The organism is Psittacicella hinzii (assembly GCF_003585935.1).
Lineage (GTDB): Bacteria > Pseudomonadota > Gammaproteobacteria > Enterobacterales > Psittacicellaceae > Psittacicella > Psittacicella hinzii.
Genome location: NZ_NRJG01000070.1, coordinates 1 through 21,259 on the forward strand (window position 1 = coordinate 1; position 21,259 = coordinate 21,259).

Genomic DNA, 21,259 nt, shown 5'->3' on the forward strand with positions numbered 1-21,259 from the left:
TTATTCAATTAGGTCTTTCCCAAATGTAAAAATTAAACCCCATTAAGACTTAGTTCAATAAATTAGAAATAAACTACAGTCATAGGATTTATACATTAAATTTAAAAATTAGTTAACCCAAAATTATAAAAAAAATGCTTTCATTTGACATATTTTCGTTCATTGAAAGTATGAATTTTGTATATCATTTGGGGGACACCACAAGCGGAGTTATATTTTCCATTGTAGTTTTTGATAGCTCCGTTTTTGATAAAATATTAGATATAGATTGATATTGCTTAAGTGAGTGAGTGAAATGCAAGCAGTGGCTTTTTGAAATCAAGGTAAAGAGTAATTAACGATTGCATTGTTAACGAATTAGATTTGCTGACGTTAACAATGGAAGCTGGTATCCCATCTTTATATGACTTTCTTAAAGCTAAAGCCATTTCCCTAGCCTTTTCGATAGATATAAAGCCTTCCATGAAATGATGGTATTCTCCTATCGTAATGCGGGATTGATTTTCTTTTGAACCTAGAACTATCGACCTGCTTCCTTTGCCCAAATATTTAGAACTAAGTCTTAATTGCAAACGAGCACCATCGGATAAGGTAACCGTTTTCTTATTGACTTTTATTTTTGCTATTGCTTGATTTATTACAGTTTTGTTTAGCTTACCGTACATAAAATTCCCATCAAAATATCGGCTTAGTTAACCTGACTTTATGGATAAAGTGGAGGTATAACTGAGGTCTACTCTTAGTAAAGTGATAGTAGTATTTTAGCATTTCCACCACTTTATTAATCGTTTACAAAACTAATACCGATTAGCTTTTAAGTCGAAATATCAATAGGTTATAGGTTAAGGCAATGCTTTTTTCGTTTTTGTTGTTACTTTATAAGAAGAAACCAAAGTTGTAAAAGCAGAGCTTTATGCTCTACCATTACTATTAAATCTAAGTTGGGTGTTTTTAGCTCCAGCTGCTTATTTTATAGATGCAGCTACGGGATATATGTACACTATGCCTAGTCAAGTGTTTATTCGCTTAAACGAAAAAGGAGTTGGACAAGCGCAACAAATTGTTGACGGAGAGTTCAAAGAACAAACGGTATACACAGGTAACCTTGATGAACTTCCAGAGCAAGTTCGTCAGCAAATGCAACTTGTAAGTACAGCTAAAGTAAATACCCAATCTATCATTGTTACCCAACAATAGAATTAATAGCTACCTCTAAATTTCGGTTTTAATCTTTATACATAAGCAAAGAAGACTACATATGTAGTCTTCTTTTTTGTGGCATTAGAAATTATAACTTAAAGTAGCATTAACTTTACGAGCAGCACCTAAATAACAAGTGTAATAACAACTTGTTACGTAGTATTTATTCGTTAAGTTAGTAACTGTTAGCATTAAGTCTAAGTTTTTATTAATGCTGTATTTAGCAAGTAAATCAACTAATAAGTATGAAGGTACTTTAAAGTCTTTAGTATTACCAATTTGGTCTGTTGAAGTACCGTTGTATCTAAATCCAGCACCTAGAGTTAAAGGTAATTGTCCGAAAGTATATTTAACTTTAGTTGCAAGAGTATGATAAGGGATCATTGGACTGCGCGTCACTTCTCCAGTGCTTGATGAAGTTGTATGAGCATCTGTATAAGTATAAGCTATTTCTACATCTAAGCCTTTAACTAATTGTGCTTGCGCGGCTAATTCAAATCCTTTAGCACTTGCGCTACCGGTCTGTCTTGCAACACCAGTAGTGTAAACTAAACTATTTTTCTCTTGTATATTAAAAATACTAACCGTGAATTTACCGGTAAAACTTTCAGGTACATATTTAACACCAGCTTCAAATTGATGAGCTGTAATCGGTTTATACGCACTTAGGCCATCCGAGCCAGGAATTGGTGTAAATGAAGTTGAATATCTAGCATATGGACTAATGCCGTTAAGGAAATTATACATTGCACCTACAGCATAAGTAGTTTTATGGTCTTTAGCTGATGAATTAACCCCAAGAGTGTTTTGGGTAATTTTTGAGTAATCGTAGCGTAGTGCAGTGTCGATCTCTAAGTTTTGATAATTAAATTGGTTGTTTAAATATACAGAACTTAGGCGTTGGTCAACAATGTAAGGATTTTGATTTTGGTAATCTGTTGGCGTAATATTGTAGTTTGGTGCTAATACGCTGTAAGTGTCAAAGTAACCACCAAAACCGTATACACCACCTACTTTATTGTAGTTGTAACTTACCCCTAAGCTCGTGGTGTTATTACCACCTGTAAAATTAAAGCGCTTAGCTACACGTGTGTCAAAACTATGGTTATGAGCTGTGGTGTCATTAAAGAGATAACCACGTGCATAATTACTACCTTGGATAGCATATGAGTAGTAACTAGCTAATTGTTCACGTGAGAATACAAGATATTTATAAGTAGCTAAGAGACTCCAACCTTGAGCAAACTCTTGTGAATAATCTAAAGCAAAAGTTCCAGCTTTACGTACGTAATAATCTGCTTCTGGATTACCTAAGTTAGTATCGCGAGCAATGGTATAAGCACTACGATACACTGTACCATCTACCGGATAGAACGAAGTTGTAGGCACACCTACATCTTTTTGTACAGAGGTCGAAACTGTTAAACGAGCTTTAGGCGTAAAGACAAAGATTGCACTTGGAGCAAGGTAATAACTTTCTCCATAAGTACCATAAGTCTCACCATCTTGGTGATTATAGTTAGCTACTACACGATAAAGAATTTTACCTTGATAGTGGTTGTTGTAATCAATACCAATGCCGCGTTGATTATCATTACCTACATTTACGTAAAATAAACCACGAGAAGTTGTTTGTGGTTTTTTAGTAACTAAATTTACTACACCACCAGAAGCCGTTGGACCAAATACTGTACTATCAGCTCCTTTAGCAATCTCAATAGCTTCTAAACCAAAGAGATTAGGACTATAAGTCGTATAACCACTACTATGGAGGCTAGCTCCATCTAAATAAACATTAGCGTCAAAACCGCGAACTTTAAACCATAAAGTATCGTCTAAATCTTGACCATACATTTGGCTCGTAACACCAGCAGTATAGCGTAATGCAGCATCTACTTGATTAGTGCCATTTTCAGAGCTTGTATTTGTACTAATCGTTGCAGTAGAGTTCGGAGCATAAAACTTTAAATTACCAATTTTATTTACTGATCCAACAACGGTAATATCATCTAAAGTAACTTGTGTCGTTTCAGCTTGAGCATATGGTAAAGCTACTAATAAAGCAGCTAAGGTTAAGGATAGTCTTTTTGTCATGTTTAAAATTAGAGAGAAATCTTTTTATGTAAAAGATGCGCACCATCTTTTGTCCCAATAAACCATAATTTTACTAGATTTTTCTAAATGCTAATAATTATCTTTTACAAATACGAAATATTAGTAATTAAGAAGCTATAAGTAAATAATAAATCGAAGAATTTTTCTTCAGTGCTTTGGTCTTACCCATACAAAAAATAAGGCTTTAATAAGTGCTAAAAAAAGAGGTAGTTTGTTCTACCTCTATTGTTAAATTTACCTTACGGTATTTTCAATTTGCTTTACCGTATTTTTAAATTTGCTTTAGGATATTTTGCTTTGTGCACTTGCAACTTTAGAGTTTACGTACTAGATAAGCAAAGTATAAACCACCTATTAAAGTTGACATTAAACCAACTGGTAAAGTGTAAGGATAGATCAAGTTAATACTTGCTAGATAAGATAAACTCATTACAGCAATTGTAATTATTACGGTTGCTATTGTCTGTCCACGCGGATGAACATAACCTAAAGCTCGAGCTGCATGAGGTGCGATTAATCCCACAAAGCTAATAGCTCCAATATTTAAAGTTGCAATTGCTGTAATTATGGCGGCAAAAAGAATAAAACAAGTATTAGTTAGCTTTAATGATAAACCTACAGCTTGCGCTATAGTTGTTCTTAAAGCTAGTAATCTTAACCATTTATACCAGAATAAAACTAAAACCAAAGCTAATACTGCTAAAGCAAGTAAAACTATCGCATGGATTAAGATTAAATGGTAAGTTGAACCACTGGTAATTTGTAATAACGTATAAGCACGAAAATCATTGGTTGCAAGAAAAATTCGATTTGCCGCGTCATATAATGCTGCAATACTAATCCCCAGAAGAATAATTTTTTCCGGTTGTACTTTATTGCGCCAACTAAAAAGTAACAATAACGCTAAACAAAGCACAGCTCCAATTATACCTCCGAGCATATAAGCATAATAGCTCGTAGCACTTGCTAGGATAATGCTTGCCATTATCCCTAAATTAACACTAGCACTAATACCTAAAAGTTCGGGTGAAGCAAGAGGATTGTAACTTAAACGTTGTAATACTAATCCGGCTAAGGCTAAGAGTATACCTGCACTTATACTTGCAACTAAACTAGGTAAACGTAAAGTAAGAAGTTGTGATAAATATAGATTACCTTTATCCCAACTTAAAGCCATAATTATTGTCCCTACACCAAATAAAGCGATCAGCATTAAAGTTAAGTGTTTCGCTTTAATTTGGACACGACGATGTTGCTGCGTCATTAGTTGGGAAGCATTGGCTCGATGTTGACACATTAAGTAAAGTAGAATTGGCGTTCCAACTAAAGAAGTAACTGCACCTGTAGGGATTTGCCAACCTAGATAATGGTTAATTAATTGTAGTGTTAAGTCGGTAATGAGCAATAAGACTGCACTCATTAATGGAGTTGCCCAAAGTAAAGTATAAAAACTTTGTCGTGAAGCATAGCGAACAATGGCGCTAGCCATAATGCCGATAAAACCTAGCATGCCTACTTTAGCGACAATAATAGCCGCTAAATAAGCCGCAAGGACCATGCCTACCAAACGTAAAGTTCTTACTGGCACTCCTAGCTGCAGTGCATTAGTCTGATCAAGACTTAGCATATTAAAGCCTTTAGCTAGAAAAGCAACTACAATTAAAGCAATAGCTAATTGTAAAAACACAACTTGACTATCTAACCAACTATCTTGCACTAATGAACCAGCTGCCCAAACTAAAATCCCTCTGGTTTGTTCAGGGTAAATTAAGAGTAAAATTGCCGAAATGGCAAAGAGGTATAAACTAATTACCATCCCCGAAAGTATAATACTTAACGAATTACCTAATTTATGCCAAACCAAAACAAAGACTAAAAGCAGAGCAATTAAAGCACCGATAAAAGCAACTATACTCGCACCAGCTACTAACAGGATCGGAAAGAAAATAGTGGCAATGAGTAAACTCAATTGCGCTCCTGCACTTACGGCAAGCGTGTTATCGGCAGCTAAATTATTACGCGTTATTTGCTGGAGTAAAACTGTTGAAACTCCTAAAGCTAAACCAGCGAGCATTGCCATTGTCATGCGCGGCAAGCTATAGTTAAACCAAAGTAAGAAAGGTAGATCTAGGGAAGATTGTAAATCTAACGTGTAGGTACGTTCGAGAGTGACATAACTTACCCAAGTACCTAAAAGCAAAATAAGTACAGCTAGAATAGCAAAGATTAATCCTAATTTAGGTTTTACCATGCTACACCTCCTTGCATTAAGCCTTGGCTTAAAGCTTGAGCAAAGATATATGAAGAGGTAATAGCACCAAAAGTCCAAATAGGATCAAGTATAAGGGCATCTTTACTTAGAGGCAAAGCTTGCCATAAAGTATTATTTGCTAAATTAGCAGGGACAGCTTGAGGGTAAGGTTTGATAATCACTAACTGGGTATTTGCAGGGAAATCAGCAAGTTTTTCAAGTGAGTAATTTGTAAATCCCCAAAGATTACCAACTTGCTCACTTACATTAGTTAAACCTAATTTACTCACAGCCACATTTACTAAAGAATTAGCTTGATATAAACGAAAATTACGACTATCTATAAACTGAATAACTGCAATCGGACGAGTTTTATCAGCTTTAAGATTTTGCGCTAATTTTTCTATTTGAGTCTTAGTTTGGGTAATTAAGGTTTGTCCACAAGTCGGAATGGCAAGAGTATTAGCTAAAGCTTGGGTTTGGGTTTCAATTTGCGTCCAAATATCTTGCGTAGCCGTAAAATCAAAACTATGTACAGGAGCATAAGAGGCTAATGTGGTTTCTAAGTTTTGATACATCGGACTTAAGAAAATAATATCAGGCTGCAATATTATGAGCTGCTCAAGATTAGGTTGTAAACGTAAACCAAGGTCAAGCGTTTGCTCTGGTAAGCTTGGTTGGTTTACCCAGAGTGCATAGCTTGCTTTTTCTCCAATCCCAGCTATTGGCACACCTAAGTTTAACACTGTTTGTGCTATTGTCCAATCTGGAGTAACTATCTTGGCTTTAGGCATTTGTGCTATTTCTTGAGCACAAAGATCAGAACTCGTAGGATCTATTAGTTTAAAAGTAGCTACCTTTTCCGATTTGGTTGCTACTTGAACAAAATGTTTATAAGCCACAACGACCATGCCTATTACTGTAGCTACAACCAAAATAGCTAAGAAATACTTACTGTAACGTTTAATTTTAGGAGGTAATGAATTATAAAATTGCATAAATACCCCTAATAAAATGCTACTTTACAATTGGCATGAGGATGATCTGTAATCTGCAAGTCTATGCCATAGATCTGTTTTAACATTTCTTGTTGCATTAAATTAGAGGCATTACCTTGATAGATTACTTGTCCTTGTTTTAAAGCAATTAGTTCATCACAATAACGAGCTGCTAAATTTATATCATGAATTACTAAAATTATGCCTAAACCATATTCATGACATAGTTGTTGCAGCAGCTGCATAATCTCAACTTGGTGACTAATATCTAATGCCGCTAAAGGTTCGTCAAGCAGTAAAAACTGACTTTTTTGCGCCAACATCATAGCTAACCAAGCTCGCGATCTTTGTCCACCTGATAAGAGATCCACATAAGTATCAGCATGTTCAAGCATATGCGTCCAAGTTAAGCATTGCTGAATGATTTCTTGATCTTGTGCACTTTTACCAAAGCTATAGATACTTTGATAGGGAAATCTTCCCATTGCTACTAATTCACGCACCGGTAAAAAAGTATCTGTAGGTAAATCTTGAGGTAAATAAGCCACATTCCGAGCAAACTCTTTACTTGCATAGCTATGAATATCTTGTTGCCCAAAACTAATACTTCCTTGGTATCTAGTTTCTTGGCGCGCAAGCAGTTTGAGTAAAGTTGATTTGCCCGAGCCATTATGCCCAATTAAACCGTACAGCTTACCTGGGGCAAACTCAAGATTAATATTTTGTAGTAGTGGTTTTTGCTCTAGGATAAAGCTTAAGTTTTTAATAATAAACATAGAGTGATTAATACAAAGAAAGCCACCTCAAAGAGCTTACATAACTCTTTAAGGTGACTAAAATTCTAAAATAAAGTGAATTAAAATTTATCTTAACTACTTAAATTGATTTTAATAACTTATGAGTAGTTAGAGGATTCTTGCTTAAGAGCTAAAGCAAGTGTGGAACGATCAATAACACTACTCATCTGTATCATGGTGATTTAAAGTAGGTTGCTCTACAATTCTTTTCTGTCTTGGTAATTGAAATTTTTGCGCACGAGTTTGCGCTGTACTCTTTTTCATTCCAAGTTTAGCACTAAGATCTTTGGTTACTGGTGTAGTCTTAGGCTGCGTATTTGTAGCAGGTAGAGCTTCACTAGCTAGTCCTGTTGTTGCAATATCTACCGTATTTAAAGCAGTTGTACTAGACGATAAAGAACTTTCATTAGATACTAAAGCATTGTTATTTTGCTCTTGGGTTTCGTGAGCTAAAATTTGTGCTTTAACTTCATTATTAGTATTAACTACATGATCTGACATAACAAGTTCAGAATTTGCTGCTAGCTTTGAGGAGTTTTGCAACTGTGAGTTATTATTTGCTAAATTAATGTTCGTTTCTACCTTAGCTTCAACTTTCAAAGACTTATTTTTATCTTGCGCCTTATTTTTATTAGCTTGGGCTTTAGTTTTGGTAATAGGCACAGTTTGCTCTTCTAACATTAAAGTAGCAGCTCGCAGTAAACGTTTTTGTTCTTTTTGCAATATACGTTTACGTTGGAAATAACCAGATAGTTCTTCTTGTACTTTTACTGCTCGTACCCCACTAGTAATTTTCGGTTGATGATTCATCGGATAATCTTTAAACAGATTAAATCTTCCCCCAACCGTACCAGTTTTAAGATCCGTAGCCCCAAAGACTACACGTTTACAACGTGCGTGTAAAATTGCCCCACTACACATAGGGCAAGGCTCTAAAGTTATATACATTGTAGAATCTGGTAAACGATAATTACCAACCCTTTGTCCAGCATCACGAATTGCCATTACTTCAGCATGAGCTGTAGCATCGTGCAGACAAATAGGTGCGTTTAGACCTATCCCTTTGATCTTATCGTCAATAACGATGATTGCTGCAATAGGTACTTCACCCATTTTTTCGGCAATTTTAGTTAGATCTAAACATAACTCCATAAAGAAGCGATCTTTATCTTCTTGTGTAGTCGTCGGTAGAAAAACCGGTCTTAATTGATAAAAGGGCTCTAACTCTGGAGCTATTTCAGCAGGATATAAAGACGCTACCATAAGTATAACTAGATTGGAAAACCCCAATTATGAACATAATTGAGGTTAATGAATTTATTTATAGAATTTTTCAATAAACGCTACGGCTTTATTTGTGCCTTTTTTCTTATCTTTTTCGCGATTAAATTTGCGTTTATTACTTTGGGAAATTCTCTCAGCAAGTTGTTTACGTTTTTCGTGTTGCTCTTTGTTTTTCTCATCGTATACTTTTTCATTTTTTGCACGATGTAATTTATCTTTACTAATTGCACGACGAATAGTACGTAAATGTTGAGATTTTAAGCGTTTAGCTTCTGATTTAGAGTAACCATAATCTTCAGGTTTAAAACCTTCAGTTTCTGGTGCTAAACCTACTAAACCTCTTAAGAGATTAATTTCATTTAAATCGGCTTCTAAGTAACCTGATTGCGGAATACTATATTGACGGCTTAACTTAATGCCTGCGTATTCAATACGAATTAGACGTGAAACGATTACGTCTTGGCTTTCCCAAATACGACGTACCTCATGTTTACGACCTTCACGTAAAGTTACTTCAAACCAAGCATTAGCTTTCTTTCTACCTTGGTTATTTGCTTCAAAATCAGGGCTGTCAATTGGGCGAATTTCATCGAATTTCGCAATGCCATCTTCTAGTTCAACTCCACGCGTGATTTTTTCTAAAATCTCTGGAGTTACTTCCCCATACACACGACATAAATATTTACGTTCAATGTGATACGAAGGGTGCATTAAACGATGAGCTAATTCCCCATCATTGGTAAAGAGTAAAAGACCTGAAGTATTAGCATCTAAACGACCTACTTGTACCCAACGACCTACTGCTAAGCGAGGTAAACGATCGAAAACAGTTTTACGACCTTCTGGATCTTTACGCGAAGAGATTTCCCCTTCAGCTTTATGGTAAATTAAAACCTGACATGATTGTTTTAATGATGCACGGTGCTTAATAATTTCACCATCAACACGTACTTTTAATGACGCATCATTTAAATCAATTTGTTGTCCTAAGATTGCACGTTCACCGTTAACTGACACGCGTCCTTCACGGATTAATTGTTCAGCCTTACGGTTTGAGCACATCCCTGTGCGCGCAATAACTTTGTGTAAACGCTCTGCACGTACACCTTTATCACGTTTTTTTGTGGTTTTTAAACGGATTAAACCTGTTTTTGACACTTGTACCGCTTCATCGCTAGCTTTGCTAATACCGTCTAAATAAGACTTATCTAATTCAGCGGCATTATAAATTTGCTCACTTTGCGCTAAAACTTTGCGACGATAGAAATCTTTACGCGCTTGTTCTTTACGTTGCGCTTTCTCTTTTTGTCTTTGTTTTTCTAAAGATTTTTTTTCTCTAGAAGAACGAATCATTTCCATTACACGATCAGTTAAAAACATAATAAATTTTCCAGTGTGGATTAGTTGTATCTCTACAAAATTAAAATAATGCTAAAAGATAAAGGCCACTGAGAAATATGAGCTTTACGAATGACTTTAGATGAAAATCCATATAAATATATTCACCTTTATCTTTTAGCGCTTAGTGTAAATTATAGCACAAGCTCAAAAAATCCCAAGACAGAGTTAATACTAACTTCGATCTTGGGAATTTTATTTTTATCTTTTAAAAAAACTTGCAACAGTAAAGTCATATTATTCTCAAAATTCAATACCATCTCTAGGCTTAATACCTAAATTTTCATCTCTTTTGAAAAAATCAACTTGGTTATAAAATAACTTTTACTTAAAACTATTGCTTGAAAAACAAGACAAATATCCCCACGGTTAATGAGTAATTTGCACTTGCTCTACATAAGGATGAATTTGTGATAAATCGTGCTGATACCAACCTTGATCATCTAAACGTAGTAAATGAATGTAAGTAAACTTATTAATAAACTCTTTACTATTAAACACATTACGGTTTAAGAGCAGTTCACTAATACTTTCATTGTATAGTTCGATAAATAAACGGCGAAAAGGCATCTTTTTGTTCGAATTTAGCGGCTTATAAACCCCAGTAAAGGAAACGATACTAGGTAGGTTATAACTTAATTTACTTGCCAATTCTTGGTAAGTGCGTAATTTATAACCAGCTTGTTCCAACATAAATACTTCTTTATTAATGTAGTCTACTTGATAATTAAATTTATCAGGTAAAGCTTGCCAATCATAGCGATGTAATAAATTTAAGAAAATATTTACATGTGGAGTTGTAACCACTTCATTACTACTTAAATAAGCTAAATATTTATAGAAAATTTTCTCTTCACGGATTTTCTTCAGATTTAAAATCATCACTTCTGTACTAAAGAGATCATATTTGCCATTGTAAGTGGTAGCTTTAGCAGGCGTAGCTTTAGTTTCTTGCGCTTGGATCACTAATGATTGTTCATTAAGTACATCATTTTGACGCCAGAACACCATTTCTTGATCTAATTTAGCTTTAAATTTATTTAAATAATAAGAGTTGCTACTTACGCATAAATTCTCTAACTCGCGACTTAAAAGATGATCGCGACAAGCATAGATACTTACATTTGGATCTATTGGATAATCGAGTAACTCACCTAAATCTTGTAAGACTAAAGTGTAGGGATCGAAGCTTACCACAGACTCTTCTTCAGGTAATAATTCGGCTAGAAAGAGCTTGTAGTATAAAGATTTACTGTAAGTATCTGATACTAAATTAAGGTTTTGTAATAAACGCTTATGTCCTTTCGAAGGAGTTAAAACTTTTAATTTGCAATGTTTTAAATGTAATTGACATTGCTTTAAATAATGCACAATTAAATCACGCGGATAATCGTAATTTAAAAGATAAATCGTTAAGTCAGCACGATTATTTTCAGATAGGAAAATACTTTTTAGTAATACTTCTAAGTATTGACTTACCTTATAGTCAGCGCTAATAACTATGCTTCTGGCCATAATTCCTACTTGCTATTTAAAATAGTTAAGTTTAAATTAAATGGTTACAACATCGGCAAAACTATTTAGTAAGCCAGCACTTGCAAAAAAGTTTTCCATGTATGCAAATACGGTTTTAGGTTGTTCAGCGTGTAACCAGTGAGTTGCGCCTTCGACACAATAAAGTTTCGATTTAGGGAATTGGCGAGGAATAGCTTGTTGTCTTTGTTCATCCACATATGGAGAGTCCCCTCCGTGGATAAAGGCTGCCGGACCATCAAATACACTTTCTTCCCAAATCCCGATATGATCATATTCTTTTTCTAATACCGGAGCATTAAATAAGAATTTGTGCGTTTCTTCGGTAGTAAAACTTTTTAATAAAAAGTTAATAACCCCAACATTATCTAAATTTGCTTTAAGCACTTCACGGCATTCTTCACGTGTTTGACAATCTTTAGCAATTACTTGATTAATTGCATAGAAAATGTCATCGTGTCCACGTTTACCGTAAATTACTGGAGCCATATCTAAAACCACTAAACCACGGCAGCGCGCAGCATAATCAAATGCAATACGCATAGCCACTTTTCCGCCCATCGAATGTCCTACCGGAATAATTTCTTTAATGCCTAAAGTATCTACTACTTTTAAGACATCGTTTGCCATTTGGTAGTAATCCATTTCATTACGGTAAAAGCTGTGTCCGTGATTAATGAGGTCGACACGTAAAATGTTAAATCTGTCGGCAAAGTGTCTTCCAATCATACCAAGATTATTTAAATCACCCATTAACCCATGAATTAAAACAAGAGTTGGTCGGTCTGCTAATTCTTGAGTATAAGTATATTGGTAATTTAGTAAATCAGGGTTGCGTGCAATTGCCATAAGGTAATTCTCCTCAATTACATTCTGATTTATGCTTAAAGATTTTTAGCAGGTTAATTAGAGATTGCTCTCTAATTAACCCTCTAAAAATAATTAAGATTCGTGATAAACAGGCTTGTGGAGTACGTACATAGGAGTAGTTAATTCAGGTGAGTTCACTACGCAATAGTAGTTCGTCATTAAATAATTATCTCTATTGTAATAATAGATAAAATCATTCATACCTGTTTCAACGTCTACATCGTAATACGTGAAGTAGTCAATAAACTTATCTGTAATACCAAGATAGATAAAAAACGGAACTTCTTCCATTTGCGTATGTAATGGAATTACGTTTGTGAGATCTACACTTGTATTAGCAAATTTCACTGTATGATCTAAGGTGTAAACAATGGCTTCGATTGTACTGTGAACATAAGAAAGATCAATTTTGGTTTTGAAATCATAAGCTACATTACTACTTCTAAGAACATAAAAGTTATAATCAAACTTTTCAACCCCATCAAGGTAGAGTAAATATTCTCTGTACATTTTTACGTCTAGATAATCTACATCATTGTATGCTTCTGCATTTACAAATCGGTCATCACGTTCCCAATTACATATTTTTGTTTCTAGACTTGTATAGCTTGCTGTTAAGGTTGAACCATTAATTCTTTCATAACCATAGCCAAACTTATTTTGTCCTGCCACACGATAAGAGTAGTAATCAACCAGTTTATGATAAGCATTGGTCATTTGGGCATAAGCTTTTCTATTATCGAACAGATCTTGTGCCTCAAAATTATAAATTAACTCATCTATAGATTGATTTTTCCCCTCAATATCTAAGCCTAGCATAGCATTATTTAAGCTATAAGCATAAACATTATATGGAGTATGGTACAGAGCATTAAGAGCATTAGCTTTATTAACTTTAGACGCTAAGATTTGATTTAAGTAGTTATCCATTGCATGTTTAGGTAAAACTTGGGCAATTTCCGTTCCACCAAAATCATTACGCAGTCCTTCCAACAAGTTACGATTAGCAGCAAAAGTTTCTCTTCCCTTATAAGTATAAGTTATTGGAGAAGCTTCTTTACTTTGACTTGCTGGTAAAGAATACAGAATATTATTAACATCTAAAGCATAGTTAAAGCGTGGACTAATTGTAGCCTGCGTACTTGGCTTGTGTTTAAAGCTTACTTGATTATTACCTAAATTGTTGTTTAGGTGGGTCATAACTAAAGATTTTTGCTCATTAGTTGCAAATTGCTTATAGTCATGAATAATCATCGCTTGTAACGGTTCAAGCATTAAATTAGATGAAAGAAGAATCTTTTTGGTATCAGCAACACGGACTGGAATATTATTTACTTCTTCCTCATCATTTTCATCAGCAAACTCGTCGTCAAACTCATCACCAGTTTGTCCGCTTGCCTTAGCTTTATCTTGATTTAAGTATTTATTAACTTGAAGTAGTATTTGAGCTTCTACATCAGTTTCGATTTGAGTTTGCTGCTCTTCTTTTTCTGCAGCTTGATCTTTAGCGCTAGGTTTCTCTAATTGATCAAACAATTTTTCATAAACTATAGCATCTTTAAGAAGTTCAGCTTGGTCTAGATAACCCAGATTTTGTGCACGTTTCATTGCTAATTCATTCACTAAATCATCTTTAGAACCAGCATACTCGCGTAAAGTAGTTAAACGCTTATTCATAAACTCGTACATTTGCGCGAAAAGATTGCTTGGTAGATTTTCTTGGTTATCAATAAACTCAACTTTTTGCGTCTCAATAATACGCTTAATAGCAGTGTAGTAACTATATAAACGTTTAAGTAAAGTATAGCTACGTTGTGCTTTTAACAGTTCTGTATCTATTTCTAAGAGTACACTATCCTTAAGGCTATTAAGGTATGGTACTAACTCGGCAAAAATAGTACTAAAGAAGTCTGTTCTATTTGCTGCTATTGTAAATTCATAACTAATGTCGAATTCATCGTTACGTTCTACGGCAATTAAGCTATCAAGAGTTGCATTAAAGCCTACCACATAATTATACCCATATTTAAATACGCTAAATAATGGATCTTCATCTAAGGCATGGAATAATTCTTGCGTTAGAGATTGTGGTACTAAGTAAAACGGTAAAGATACTTTAGGTAAAGGTAAGTAGAAGCGATTATTAACATATTCAAACTTATGTTCAGTTATCGCAAAACCTTGAGTTTGTAACTGGGTTACAAAGGCTTCAAGAGCTGCTATTCTACCTTGTACATCTTTACTTGCGTCGACAAAAGATACCTTATCAAGTAAGTTAAAGAATAGTTTAAATGCAGGACGATTCTCATACTTAGCAAGGAAATGTGCGTAGAACTTAGTATATACATACGCAATCATTTCGGACATGCGAGTATAATGCTCAACCTCAGCTAAGTTTGCAAATTTTAAGGTTGTACGTTTTACCGTAATACTGTTGTTACTACGTCTGTAAATCGTTTGCGCTATTCTACTTGCCGATAACTCTTGTTCAATTGAACGATGAGTATCTTGATAGTAATCAAGATCATAACCACTTAGTGAAAGAGCATCTTTTAAAGGAAATACGAGACCAGTTGGATTAGCGAGTAATTGCTCTTGCGTCAGATTAGCTGCCTGCATAGCTTTTTGCACTGCCGTTAATGGAGCTGTTTCTTCTCCTTGAGTTTCTAAATCCTTATCCTGCTGGGTTGATTGCTCTGCGTTTAATTCTTTAATGTAACGTAGAACTTTAGAGTCGTCTATTTGCGCTTGGAATTTGGCATTAAAATCTTTTACTTCGTATGAACCAAATTTATCTTCCACTTCATCAAATGGAGAGATAAATGATCGGTTGTAATCATAGTCTTCGTCGTAAACATTAAAATCTTCTTCCGAAAACGGAGGAGCATCAAATTCTCGAGCGATGTCAGCGTCTTTATAATTATAAATCGCTTTTAAGCGCTTAGATGACAATTCTAAAGCAGATTGGTTAATAACCTTACTTACTTCAGCCGTAGCATAAACAAAAGGATCATCTTCTAAACGGCGTTCTGCAATGAGATAAGCTAAGCCTGCTAAGTTAACTTCTAGCTGGTTATCAGTAGTTGCTTTTAAGAATTTAAGCGTCGTTAAATGTCCTTCAAGTGCTACTTTACCATTACGAGTTAGATCATATACTTCATAAACCAGATTAGCATCATCACGTACATTTAACATTGCACGTTCGATCGTATCAGGTAATACAGCAACTTGACTAACTTGACCGATAACTTGATAACTTGCTAAGAAAGCATCCATGTTAGCAAAAGCATAAAGCTGAGTATCAGGTTCTTGCGCTTGCTCAGATACTTCAACTTGTCCCGCAAAAGCTTTAAAGGCATCAAACTCAATTGTCGCTTTTGCTTTTAAGCCGTATTGATCTTTAGCCGGACTTGTTGTAGCAAGAGAACTTAGAACTAACTCTTTTTGCTCTTGATCAAATTGTACACTTAAACCATAGTTTAAGCTTGGACGTACAATACTAGCATTTACGTTATCCAGAGCACTTAAACTCATAGGTTCAGCATACCAATTTAGATCTATACCATAAGTATATAAACTTGGTAAGGCTGCTTTACCAACACGATTAAACTTAATTACGGTTTCCCATAAACCTGGAACTTGCGTAAACGCTTGTTCAAGGTAAGATTTTTGTAAATCGCTTAGTTTTTTGTATTGCTCACCTAATCTACTATAGGTAATATCTTCTGGAGTAGCTACACGTTCAGCTTTAAAAGCACGTTGGATTGCAGCATATTCATCTTGCTTGTAATCAGTGCTTAAATCTAAACATGGCAGAGCTAATAGCACCTGTTTACTTTGAGTAGGATTTTTACCCGTAAACTGACTTAAGTGCACGAACATAAACTTATTAGTTGTATGTTCTTTCACTAAGTAGTACTTATTAGCCTGAACTTCAGTTTGTTGTTCGTTATATAAATCTAATTGCAGTTGTAAGTGATGAGGTTTATCTGCATTAATTGTTTGTAATTTATCTTGTTCAGAATAACCAAACCAACGACGTAAACTTGCACCTTGGGCATTTAAACGCATATTTAAGGTAGTTAGTTTTTGTTCGGTTGGTACACTTACTACTTCATCTGGAATTAGATCTTCACTTAACTGATAAGTTAAGGCTTGTGGTAAACGTTCTAATTGTTGACGTACTAAAGTTAGACGTTTAACAATACGACGTAATACCGCAAAGAGTTCATGATAAGGTAAATCCGTAGCTGCCATTAAGCTTGTTGGTAAGCTAATTGCAGGTGCATCCGAGTTTACAAAATATGAACTTAGAACCGCAGCTTCACGTAGTTGATAGTTATAAACTTCAACTGAACGATGCGCATATAACGAATTATGCTGTTGATTTAAACGATATTGTAAGTAGGTATAACGATTAGGCTTTAAGTCCGTAGGAACTTGTGGAGTTTTAGTGTTAATCCCACTAACAAGATAATCAAACTGAAGATTATCTACCCCTTTATCACTACGTGAAGCATTTGGTAATACCGGATAGATCTTAAACAGAGCACGATTATCATCTAAATCAGCAACAATTTCTTCACTATAGTCAAATTCCGCTTGACCATCAACATAGTGGAGATAATCAGGAACTTTTCTTTTCTCAGCAGCCCCGCCTAAATTATTAAGCGTAACTTCGCTTGAGAAATAACTATCATCACGTAAACGGTTAAAACGCTCATCATAACGAGCATTAAGCAGACGCATGTTTTGTAATAAATCATAGTTACGAAGTTTTTGATAGTTTTCAAAAGCTTCACTATACACGCTATAAATTTCTGCAACTTCATCTAGATTGTAGAAACTTACTTCTTGCTTATTTTTATAACCTTGACGATAGTTATTGTACCAACTAATATCCCCAAAACTATTTAAACCAATACGCTTATATAAATAAAGACTATCAAACTTATTAGTTAACTCTTTATGCTCAACATAAGCAGCAACACCATGAGTTAAAAAGTTTGTGTATGCCGCATTATTATCAGCATATTGGGTAGTGATGTAAGACTGAATGGTTGGCTGGTTTTCTAAAATCGGCGCATTTAAAGCTGGATTTAAAACTTTACCTGTGTAAAAACCTTGGTAGAACGAACGGTAGTTTTCACCAAGTACATAGTTAAACGTACTATTAATTTTTAATACGTCTTGTACTAAAGCACTAGCATCACGATCTGTTAGGTTAATAAGATGCGTTGGCATAAAGTTATATGCTGAAGTAAAAACTTCATTTAGTAAACGCATCTCTTGATCTGTATAACCATAATCAAAATCTAATTGCCCACGTAAATAGGTATTAAAGCGTTGCACATCATAAGATGGCATAGCTAACATAAATTTACGATAGTTTTCGATATTGGTTTTTGGCATTACTAGATCATAAGCTAGTTCGCGTCCGAACAGTAAATCACCAACATAATCGATAGAGTTATTTGCAACAAAGTTATAAGCTTCGTTTGTGCCACTATTTAGGAGCACATACACATTAGCGAGAAACTCGTTCATTGGGTAGTTATAGTCTTCAGTACTATATGAACGAATCGCACGCACTTGTACTTCACTAAACCAATGAGTTGTTAACTCTAAAATTGGCTGCATTTGTTGCCAAGGAGTTAAAGGTACTTCCTTATTAGCAAAGAACGCTAGCTTCGGTAGATTAACACCTAAATCATTTAGTTCTAGATTGCTATAGTGAATAAGCTGTCCACCTAAAGAGTAGGCTTCTTTATGGCGAATTACTTGTTCAATACGCGCATCTTGTCCTGTCCCTGCAATACTATTTTTTACGAGCTCATAGCGCTCTTGGGAATTAGCTAAGGCTGATTTTAGAAGTAAAGAACTTACGTTAAACTTACTTGCAGCGGTTAAATTATTTAAATAATCAGTTGAAAAATAATTAACTTCTACGAGTTTGTTAAAAGTTTTATCTGCATAAGTTTCAGGTACATAAAAAGTTCCTAATTCTACACTTGCTTTTTTTAGATTATAGAGCTTGTGCTCTAAAGTCTTAGCGTAGGTTAATTGTGAACTTTCTATTAAACTTTTTAGGGTTGAGATTTCGCGTACTTTAGCTAATAAGTCATCTTGTTGGAGGATTTGTTTAACGCGATGTAGCTCGGCAGAATTCTCAACTTGTTGCCACCCTGCAGCCCCTTTAAGCAAGAGATCTAAACGCGTGATTTCCGATTGTAAATCGGCAACGGTGGTAAAAAATCTTGGTAAAAGGGTATTTTGAATTAGTAACTCGTTTTTATGAGTTTCATATTGCTCACTAATTAAATTAGCAGGCAATTCTAAGTGAGTTTCTAAAAACTTTAAAAGCTCTGGATTAGGTTTATGTGTCGTTAAATTTAAGCTATTAGCATGCAAACGGACATAAGCGTCAGTCGTCATTTGTGCATGCGAAAGTTTTGCACGTAAACGATCTTGCCCAGTCGGATCTTGTAAACCTAGATAAACTACGTTTTTACTAAAAATCGACTGTTTGGCTTGAGGTAAATTAGCCCCCCACTGATTGCGAACTGTATCAGTAGAAATAAAGTTACCTTGCATACGTGCTGACATGCGCGTAGGCTCTTTAGTGACGTTTAACTTTAAACTGCTAATTGCTCGCTTAATATTACGACGTACATAATTTTCGTAGTCTTTGTGAGCCATATTTCCTGCCCAAAGAAGAAATAACAAAAGAAAAGGGATGGAAGTCCACCCCTATAATCATCTATCTAAATTTCGTAACAGATATTTAGACACCTTAAATGCTAGCTTTAAGCTCAACAGTTAAGTTGAAAACGGCTTTATCAGCTGTTGAATCTCGGTCTTTACAATAATAACCGTTACGTTCGAACTGATAAGTATCACCTACTTTAGCGGTGTCAACAGCAGGCTCAACAAAACCTTGATGCACAATTAGACTATGAGGATTTAATACTTCATGAATATCAAATGCACCTGGTGTCTTATGTGTAAATAATTGTTGGTAGTGACGGAATTCAGCAGGTTTTGCAGTTTTAGCATTAACCCAGTGAATAACTCCTTTAACTTTACGTCCTTCAGGTTTTTTACCTAAGGTATCTGGATCGTAAGTTGCATATACAGTAGTCACTTTACCATTAGCATCTGTTTCGTAACTATCAGCTTTAATTACGTATGAACCACGTAAACGTACTTCACCACCATGTAATAAACGTTTAAAGCCTTTATCTTCAGTAGTGATCGCAAAGTCTTCAGCTTCGATGTATAACTCTGGTCCAAATTCTACTTCACGGTAACCAAAGCTTTCGTTTTGTGGGTGGTTAGCAATGGTAAGATTTTGTGCACCTTTATAATTAGTAATTACTAATTTGATTGGATTTAAAACCGCCATTGCACGTGGTGCTTTTTCGTTTAGGTCATCACGAATACATGCTTCTAAAGCAGCATATTCAACAAGGTTATCTTGCTTTGATACCCCAATACGACGACAGAACTCTCTTAATGAAGCCGGAGTGTAACCACGACGACGTAAACCAGCTACGGTTGGCATACGAGGGTCATCCCAACCAGTTACTAACCCTTCAGTTACTAATTGAGTTAGTTTACGTTTTGAAGTTAATACGTATTCAAGATTTAAACGTGCGAATTCATATTGATGAGGTGTAGCGTCAATAGTGATATTTTCTAACACCCAATCATATAAACGACGGTTATCTTGGAACTCAAGAGTACATAAAGAGTGCGTAATACCTTCTAAGGCATCGGAGATACAGTGAGTAAAGTCGTACATTGGATAGATGCACCATTTATCACCTGTTTGGTGGTGATGCGCAAATTTAATACGATAAAGTACTGGGTCACGCATACACATAAATGGTGAAGCCATATCAATTTTGGCACGTAAACTAGCTTTACCTTCAGTAAATTCACCATTACGCATTTTTTCGAACAGAGCTAAATTCTCTTCAACAGAACGATCTCTGTATGGTGAATTTTTACCTGGACTAGTTAAGTCACCACGGTATTCACGAATTTGCTCTGGATCTAATTCGTCAACGTAAGCTAGACCTTTTTTAATAAGTTCTACAGCAAAACCATATAAGTCATCAAAATAGTCTGAAGCGTAGCGAACTTTACCATCCCAAGTAAAGCCTAACCATTGTACGTCATTTTGAATCGCCGTAACAAAGTCAATGTTTTCTTTAGTAGGATTTGTATCATCAAAACGTAAATTACATTTACCTTGATAATCTTCTTTCACCCCAAAGTTTAAACAAATTGATTTAACGTGTCCAATGTGTAAATAGCCATTTGGCTCTGGTGGGAAACGTGTATAAGTCGTTTTATACTTACCAGAAGCAATATCTTCATCGATAATATTATAAATAAAATTGTTAGGGCGTTCTAGCGACATATCAACCTTTTGTAATGTAAAAATAACTAAATAAACTTCAAAGCGTTCTCACGCTTGCAAGTGATAGTTATGAAAATTCTCTTTTTGCTCTATTATACCATTAAAAAGCCTAGAGATTAAGAGCTTAGGCTAATTTGGTTCATTTTTTAGTTTATCACATTGATAAAACTTTACTAACAAAATTATCCATTCTGAGAAAAATCAGATGAAAAAACTTGAGTTATTATTTTTTCTTATGCTATATTGATTAAAAAAAAATTAGCTTTATTTTCTTAGAGTTATAGATGTCTTCAAAGCTAAACTGGCTAATAATCACTAAATATCATTAGCTTATAACCACTAAAGGCTTACCTAAATATATTTAGTTTATATCTGTGTTTTAGCC

At 34.9% G+C, this 21,259-nt stretch carries 12 protein-coding genes; 1 reads left to right on the top strand and 11 read right to left on the bottom strand.

The genetic code is table 11. From position 1 onward, the window contains the following. Window positions 1-278: 278 nt before the first annotated feature. Entirely contained in the window at window positions 279-665 is a 387-nt protein-coding gene (locus CKF58_RS04380) for an Arm DNA-binding domain-containing protein (RefSeq protein WP_119531357.1), read from the bottom strand. Between the two features lie 280 nt (window positions 666-945). Here CKF58_RS04380 and CKF58_RS04385 point away from each other — a divergent pair, with 280 nt between their 5' ends. Then, window positions 946-1,197 carry a hypothetical protein gene (locus CKF58_RS04385; protein ID WP_119531359.1) on the top strand — a complete coding sequence of 84 codons (252 nt, stop codon included), beginning with the start codon at window positions 946-948 and terminating at the stop codon, window positions 1,195-1,197. Window positions 1,198-1,281: 84 nt separating this feature from the next. Here CKF58_RS04385 and CKF58_RS04390 read toward each other — a convergent pair whose 3' ends face one another. The 10 genes from CKF58_RS04390 to glnS form a co-directional block, all read right to left on the bottom strand. Beyond that, entirely contained in the window at window positions 1,282-3,294 is a 2,013-nt protein-coding gene (locus CKF58_RS04390) for a TonB-dependent siderophore receptor (RefSeq protein WP_119531361.1), read from the bottom strand. Window positions 3,295-3,628: 334 nt separating this feature from the next. Next, window positions 3,629-5,566, bottom strand: a complete 1,938-nt coding sequence (locus CKF58_RS04395) for an iron ABC transporter permease (RefSeq protein ID WP_119531363.1) — start codon at window positions 5,564-5,566, stop codon at window positions 3,629-3,631. Continuing rightward, window positions 5,560-6,564 (bottom strand): ABC transporter substrate-binding protein, encoded by a 1,005-nt coding sequence (locus CKF58_RS04400; RefSeq protein ID WP_119531365.1) that lies wholly within the window; start codon window positions 6,562-6,564, stop codon window positions 5,560-5,562. Before CKF58_RS04400 ends, CKF58_RS04395 begins: the two co-directional genes overlap by 7 nt. Window positions 6,565-6,572: 8 nt before the next feature. Further along, window positions 6,573-7,340 (bottom strand): ABC transporter ATP-binding protein, encoded by a 768-nt coding sequence (locus tag CKF58_RS04405; RefSeq protein WP_119531367.1) that lies wholly within the window; start codon window positions 7,338-7,340, stop codon window positions 6,573-6,575. A 180-nt stretch (window positions 7,341-7,520) separates the two neighbouring features. Continuing rightward, window positions 7,521-8,624 carry a tRNA adenosine(34) deaminase TadA gene (tadA, locus tag CKF58_RS08685; protein WP_222987701.1) on the bottom strand — a complete coding sequence of 368 codons (1,104 nt, stop codon included), beginning with the start codon at window positions 8,622-8,624 and terminating at the stop codon, window positions 7,521-7,523. 54 nt (window positions 8,625-8,678) lie between these two features. Then, the gene (gene rluB, locus CKF58_RS04415; RefSeq protein WP_119531369.1) at window positions 8,679-10,025 is read right to left on the bottom strand and encodes a 23S rRNA pseudouridine(2605) synthase RluB; all 1,347 of its coding nucleotides are present in this window, start codon (window positions 10,023-10,025) and stop codon (window positions 8,679-8,681) included. A gap of 387 nt (window positions 10,026-10,412) precedes the next feature. Further along, a complete protein-coding gene (locus CKF58_RS04420) occupies window positions 10,413-11,558 on the bottom strand; it encodes a glycosyltransferase (protein ID WP_119531371.1) in 1,146 nt (381 codons plus the stop codon). Window positions 11,559-11,594: 36 nt separating this feature from the next. After that, window positions 11,595-12,425, bottom strand: coding sequence for an alpha/beta fold hydrolase (locus tag CKF58_RS04425; protein WP_119531373.1), 831 nt, complete (start codon window positions 12,423-12,425; stop codon window positions 11,595-11,597). A 93-nt stretch (window positions 12,426-12,518) separates the two neighbouring features. Then, window positions 12,519-19,145, bottom strand: coding sequence for a hypothetical protein (locus CKF58_RS04430; protein ID WP_119531375.1), 6,627 nt, complete (start codon window positions 19,143-19,145; stop codon window positions 12,519-12,521). A 94-nt stretch (window positions 19,146-19,239) separates the two neighbouring features. Continuing rightward, a complete protein-coding gene (glnS, locus tag CKF58_RS04435; protein ID WP_119531377.1) occupies window positions 19,240-20,874 on the bottom strand; it encodes a glutamine--tRNA ligase in 1,635 nt (544 codons plus the stop codon). Window positions 20,875-21,259: the final 385 nt, after the last annotated feature.